Here is a 2,187-nt window from a genome sequence, read left to right on the forward strand (position 1 = left end):
TGTCATCGCCGAGCTGGGTGATTTAACCCGATTCGACCACCCGAGAAAATTAATGAGTTATGTCGGGTTAGTTCCGGGCGAACACTCCAGCGGCGGCAGACGAAAAGTCGGTAGTATTACCAAGTGCGGTAATGGTCGAGCAAGACGACTACTCACCGAGGGGGCGCATTGTTATCGCTACCCAGCCAATATCTCTCATGACCTACAAATCCGACAAGAAGGCTTGAGCAAAACCATTATCGATATTGCCTGGAAGGCACAGCTTCGATTGTGTAAACGTTATCAACGACTGATGAAACGAGGCAAGCACTACAACGTAGTCATTACTGCCATTGCTCGAGAAATGATTGCGTACATCTGGGCCATTNACGAGGCAAGCACTACAACGTAGTCATTACTGCCATTGCTCGAGAAATGATTGCGTACATCTGGGCCATTACACGAGAAGTTGTTATCTCTCCGGTTAATCCCAACGACAGGCTCTCTCGTGTACCAGCATGAGAACCGTCGAAAGTTACTGGCTTTAATCTGTGATTGAATTCATCCAACTTTTAGATAGCGGCACTTTGAAAAAATATGGTGCGGATTTGTACGTTTTAATTGACAAAGGGAGTCATACCAACGCCCGCTCACCCGCACATACTGCGGCGAGCGTTTTTGTGTAAAGTGGCGCGAAGCGACACACAAAAACGAGCGTAGCAGTATGTGTTGGCGTACAGCGGTTTGTTATGCATTACTCACTCAAATGTATCTGAGTACGCTATCTTTAACATTGACAACAAACCGTCAATCACCTCATGCTCATCACCTACATCACCAGCTTCATCATCATCCAGTTGTTCATAGTCAATTGCATCATATTTTTCTTTTTCTCTTTCAACAATTGACATGAGTGTTACAAGCTCTTTTTTTATAAACGACAATTTCGCTGTTGATTTATTTTCCATTTTTAATCTCCTGGGGAGTTAGCTTTACACATTTACTAGGGTCACGTTCAATTTCTTCGATTAGCCCTATATATTTCTTCAATGGCATATCTTTAAAGGGAGCCAACATATAGTGCCCTTCGTGACCACGTCGTTGATCTCTCACCAACTTCAATTCAGGGGGAAGGATGGCTCCTTTCTTTAATTTCCAAACATTTTTACCTTGCCTTTTCATACGATCAGTAATATGACTAAAGCAAGAAAACCCGGTCAGATTGGCTCGCACATAGGCAACACCGTCTTTTGGGTACGTTACGCAATCTTTGAGTGCTCGATCCTCATGAAATTGAAATCCACCTGCATTTCCACCTCGGAACAACTCAAAGGGCAAATCGGCTACATCCATTAGATAAAATTCCCTTGGACTTATCACTAAATTATCCTCTTGTTTAGATATTTATGGATTGGCTCTGCAACGCCAAGCTCACCGAGCAAATTTTTGATGGCGGCTTTTGTGCGTGTTTTTGCACAAAAGATGACAGCGGAAATTTGTCCGGTGCAGCCGTTTGTTAACCATTGTCATCATACCGTAGCCACGTTGTACCAACGACAATAGATGTGAATTTAATTCCTTGATCTTTAACTTCCATTTCATATGGTGGATCTACTGCTGTACTTGAGACTTTTTTGCCATCTAATGAGTATAAGAAGCAATCAAGCTCGCCCGTTTCAAGGATGTAATTTTGTTGCTGGCTTAGGCCCCAAAAAAGGCAAACATGCTCTAGATCAATCAGCTTGTTTTCTTTAGTACAAACCCTCGCACTTATAGAACCACACCCGAAAAATAACACTCCTGTTTCTGGTACATAAAGAGCATCAAAAAATTCAGCTGAAGAAAATGCCTCCCAGAACACATATATTTTCAGATAATCATTAAAAGTCAGCGTGGTTAGAGTGTTGTTATCTGAGCTACTAGACTCAATAAATATTTCTTTATCACGGCACCAACTAGGATCAGAACACTTCTCATGTTCGATCTTAATTTCTGCACTCTGAATTGTGACTTTGCTCGATATCATATTAGTGTTTAACGCGTAGCTAACCTGAAAAATTGCGAGCGACTTAGCGAGTAATTTATCAGGTTGAGCGTCTGGTTACGTTTTAACTTTCATCCGTAATGCTTAAAATTGTGATAGGGCGAAAATTACTATTGCCACACCAGCTAGGAATCGGGTCACCAGGGAAAACATTACCCGTTTTC

3 protein-coding genes and 1 pseudogene are annotated in these 2,187 nt (G+C 42.1%); 1 reads left to right on the plus strand and 3 read right to left on the minus strand.

The features are described 5' to 3' along the window. Nucleotides 1–501 (plus strand): annotated as a pseudogene (locus ABVT42_RS22085) (transposase); the annotation flags it as partial. A 236-nt stretch (nt 502–737) separates the two neighbouring features. Here the strand turns inward: ABVT42_RS22085 and ABVT42_RS22095 are convergent. The 3 genes from ABVT42_RS22095 to ABVT42_RS22105 form a co-directional block, all read right to left on the minus strand. Continuing rightward, nucleotides 738–947 (minus strand): hypothetical protein, encoded by a 210-nt coding sequence (locus ABVT42_RS22095; protein ID WP_353898108.1) that lies wholly within the window; start codon nt 945–947, stop codon nt 738–740. Beyond that, nucleotides 937–1,359 carry a Tse2 family ADP-ribosyltransferase toxin gene (locus tag ABVT42_RS22100; RefSeq protein WP_353898107.1) on the minus strand — a complete coding sequence of 141 codons (423 nt, stop codon included), beginning with the start codon at nt 1,357–1,359 and terminating at the stop codon, nt 937–939. Before ABVT42_RS22100 ends, ABVT42_RS22095 begins: the two co-directional genes overlap by 11 nt. Nucleotides 1,360–1,495: 136 nt before the next feature. Continuing rightward, the gene (locus tag ABVT42_RS22105) at nt 1,496–2,005 is read right to left on the minus strand and encodes a hypothetical protein (protein WP_353898106.1); all 510 of its coding nucleotides are present in this window, start codon (nt 2,003–2,005) and stop codon (nt 1,496–1,498) included. Nucleotides 2,006–2,187 lie beyond the last annotated feature (182 nt).

Source organism: Aliikangiella maris (genome assembly GCF_040719265.1).
GTDB classification, from domain to species: Bacteria; Pseudomonadota; Gammaproteobacteria; order Enterobacterales; family Kangiellaceae; genus Aliikangiella; species Aliikangiella maris.

Excerpts from the sequence above, each read along its gene's own strand:
- ABVT42_RS22095 (WP_353898108.1), bottom strand. The coding sequence starts at position 947 with ATGGAAAATAAATCAACAGCGAAATTGTCGTTTATAAAAAAAGAGCTT.
- ABVT42_RS22105 (WP_353898106.1), bottom strand. The coding sequence starts at position 2,005 with ATGATATCGAGCAAAGTCACAATTCAGAGTGCAGAAATTAAGATCGAA.